The sequence below is a fragment of the Roseateles sp. genome (assembly GCF_036404855.1).
In the GTDB taxonomy this organism is placed as follows: Bacteria; Pseudomonadota; Gammaproteobacteria; order Burkholderiales; family Burkholderiaceae_C; genus Pelomonas.
The window spans coordinates 1-2,953 of sequence record NZ_DASWYS010000321.1 but is presented as its reverse complement, the minus strand read 5'-3'; the positions used below and the strand labels follow the sequence as shown (position 1 = coordinate 2,953).

Here is a 2,953-nt window from a genome sequence, read left to right as displayed (position 1 = left end):
GCTCCAGGGGATTGGCCGGTAACTCTGGTAGGATACCCTGATTAGCGGCGACAAGTGAAATCCCCTTGAACGGCGGCGAACATATGGCCTTTTGGGACGAAAAAACGCTGGTTGAGATGAGTTCGGCGGAGTGGGAAGCGCTCTGCGACGGCTGCGGCCGCTGCTGCCTGATGAAACTCGAGGACGAAGACACCGGCGAGATCTACAACTCCGACGTCCGCTGCCGCCTGCTCAATGGCGACACCTGCCGCTGCTCGGACTATCCGAACCGCCAGTCCAAGGTGAAGGACTGCATCAAGCTGACGCCGCAGAACGTGGTCGAGATCGACTGGATCCCCAAGAGCTGCGCCTATCGCCGCATCGCCGAGGGCCGCGGCCTCGCCTGGTGGCACCCGCTGATCTCGGGCGACCCCGAAACCGTCGCCGCCGTGGGCGTTTCGGTCCGCGGCCGCACCATCAGCGAGACCAAGGTCAAACCCGGCGAATGGGAAGACCACGTCGCCGACTGGCCCAACTGGGAACCGCCGGAGGAGATTTAGGAGCGGGCAAAGGCGAGCAGGGCGGCGATGTCGCCGTCATCCGCCTGCTTCAGCGCGCTGATGTAGCTTGCGCGCAGCGGCCCGGCCGCCACCAGGTTCTGGCGGCCCCAGGTGAACGGGTCGCCGCCGAGCTCTTCGACCAGCAAATCCGCCATCAGCCGGGTGTGCCGGCCATTGCCGTTGGGAAACGGATGAATCTGCATCAGCCGGTGGTGCAGGCGAACCGCGATCTCGTCGATGGGGAAGGGGCGTTGCTCACGCCACCAGCGCGCCGTGTCGAGCAGCTCGCGCAGCGCCGGCCTGATCTGGTGCGGCAGCGTGCCGATATTGGTCTCGCGATGGCGGATGGTGCCGGCCCACTGCCAGACATCGCCGAACATCTGCTTGTGCAGCCGGAGCACGAACTCCTCCGAGAGGCCGTCGCCTCGGGCGCGTTGCGTCCAGGCGAGGCCGCGCAGGATATTGGCCTCCTCGGCTTCGTCGAGATCGCGGCGGCTGGTGATCCAGGCAGGCTTGAGGCCACGCAGTTCCTCGAGCTTTAGGGGCGTGGCGCCGTCAGGTTGCTCGAAGCCGGCGGTCACCGCCGCTCCCACAGATCGCGATCGCGGATATGCTGGCGGATGTAGTCCTCGATGAGCTCTTCGCGGTCCGGGTTCTCAACCCGTTGGTCTTCCAAGGCCATGGTCTGGTCGACCCGGTCCAGCGCAGCTGTGGCCAGGGCCCGCGCGCGCCGCTCGACCATTGCCTGCAGCGACTGGTTGGGAACCAGGGCGTAGACGAGGGTACAATCGAGCGCTGCGGCAGCCCGGCGCAGGGTATCGAGCCGGATCGTACCCGTGGCTTCGGTTTTCTCCATGTCGTCCACGCTTTGCGACGCGAGTCCGAGTCGTTCTGCCAGCTGGCGACTGCTCATGCCCAGAGCTTGCCGAATGGCCCGAAGCCAGCCGGTGCGGGGCATGTCGATCGTCGTCAGGGCTCGAAACGGCGCCAGTTTTGTGTCGAGGCGCTTTCTCGCTAAGCGATTGGAATGGCTTCTCATCTGGGTAAACACCTGTCCACGACCAGGCTATAACCTGGGGTATATCGATTAATTCCAGGTTATAGTCTGGAAAACGATATCATAAAACCAGGCTGGAGCCTGGAAAATAATACGCAAAACCAGGCTGCGGCCTGGCTTCGAGGCGGTGACCCTGACGAGCGCCGTGGTGTTGGCCGTGTCGATCGGACGTGCCGGCGGCCGTGGCGCGGCTCGAGCGAACAAGTTGTCCCCGCGAGCGGTGGAGGAGTCAGGAGGGGGCACGATCAGCGATCACGGCTTCGTGAGCAGATTGTCATCGGCTGTGGGGCGCTCATGCCGGGGCGGCAAATGTGGCGGGGTGAATGGCCGGTGAGTGGGGCGTTCAGGAATGCGTCAGCATGGCTGTCTTTTGAGCGCCGCATCATGGCCCGGTTCCTGAACGCCAGATGAACGGACCTGTTATTCAAGATTCAGACAAAGTCCCCACTTATGGGAGCAACACCAAGACATGACCCTGATCTGAACACGGAGACGCATTCACATGCACCTCGCAAGAAAATTCGCTGCCGCCGCTCTCGCGCTGGGCCTCGCTACCGCGCCCGTGCTGGCTCTCGCAGCCGACCCCACCGGCACCTGGCAGGCCGACGACGGCAAGAGCCGTTACAAGATCACCGAGTGCGGCAGCGACGCCCTCTGTGCGCGCCTGATCTGGCTGCGCGACAAGGATGACGTGAACCGGCAGTACCTGAACCAGGTCATCGTGCAGGGCACGCAGTCGACCGAGAACAAGTGGAGCGGCACGGTCAAGCATGCCGGCGACACCTATGCCGGAACGATGGTCATGACCGGCGAGGACAGCCTCAAGGTCAATGGCTGCCAGGGCCTGTTCTGCCAGACCGTCAAACTGAGCCGCATCTAAGGCTGCGATATAGGCAGCCCCCAAGAACTGCCGAACTGCGACCCCGTGCCATCCGCCTGGCGCGGGGTTTTTGCATTTGGGGGGTTGGAGGCTCTTATGCTGATCCACCTCGGGGCCGGTGCAGGCGGCACCCCCACCCACCGGCTTCGCCGGTCCCCCCTCCCCACAAGGGGGAGGGAAAAGGAGGGGTCAGTGGCTCTCCAGCACTGAGAGGCAAGCGGCTCTTGCACTTTTTCCCTCCCCCTTGTGGGGAGGGGGGACCACGCGTAGCGTGGTGGGTGGGGGTTGGGATGTCCACGGAACGGGCCAGAAACCTGCGCAAGACCATGTCGCCGGTCGAGGCGACGATGTGGCGTCTCCTTCGCACAGAACCCTTCAGCCATTTCCACTTCCGCCGGCAGGTCCAACTCGGACCGTTCTATGCCGACTTCGCCTCGCATCGGGCGAGGCTCGTGGTGGAAGTCGATGGCAGCCAAC

Annotated in this window: 5 protein-coding genes; 3 read left to right on the top strand and 2 right to left on the bottom strand. The window is 64.1% G+C overall.

Annotation, left to right across the window (positions count from 1 at the left end; translation table 11 throughout):
* The first annotated feature begins 83 nt into the window (after positions 1 to 83).
* Positions 84 to 539 carry a YcgN family cysteine cluster protein gene (locus VGF12_RS21740; RefSeq protein ID WP_331178140.1) on the top strand — a complete coding sequence of 152 codons (456 nt, stop codon included), beginning with the start codon at positions 84 to 86 and terminating at the stop codon, positions 537 to 539.
* Here the strand turns inward: VGF12_RS21740 and VGF12_RS21735 are convergent.
* Both VGF12_RS21735 and VGF12_RS21730 read right to left on the bottom strand, forming a co-directional pair.
* Positions 536 to 1,120 carry a mobile mystery protein B gene (locus VGF12_RS21735; RefSeq protein WP_331178139.1) on the bottom strand — a complete coding sequence of 195 codons (585 nt, stop codon included), beginning with the start codon at positions 1,118 to 1,120 and terminating at the stop codon, positions 536 to 538. The genes VGF12_RS21740 and VGF12_RS21735 overlap by 4 nt on opposite strands.
* A complete protein-coding gene (locus VGF12_RS21730; protein ID WP_331178138.1) occupies positions 1,117 to 1,578 on the bottom strand; it encodes a mobile mystery protein A in 462 nt (153 codons plus the stop codon). Before VGF12_RS21730 ends, VGF12_RS21735 begins: the two co-directional genes overlap by 4 nt.
* 520 nt (positions 1,579 to 2,098) lie before the next feature.
* Between VGF12_RS21730 and VGF12_RS21725 the strand changes: the two genes are divergently transcribed.
* The gene (locus tag VGF12_RS21725; RefSeq protein ID WP_331178137.1) at positions 2,099 to 2,476 is read left to right on the top strand and encodes a DUF2147 domain-containing protein; all 378 of its coding nucleotides are present in this window, start codon (positions 2,099 to 2,101) and stop codon (positions 2,474 to 2,476) included.
* A gap of 290 nt (positions 2,477 to 2,766) precedes the next feature.
* The coding region (locus VGF12_RS21720; protein WP_331178136.1) for an endonuclease domain-containing protein at positions 2,767 to 2,953 on the top strand (187 nt) is incomplete at its 3' end.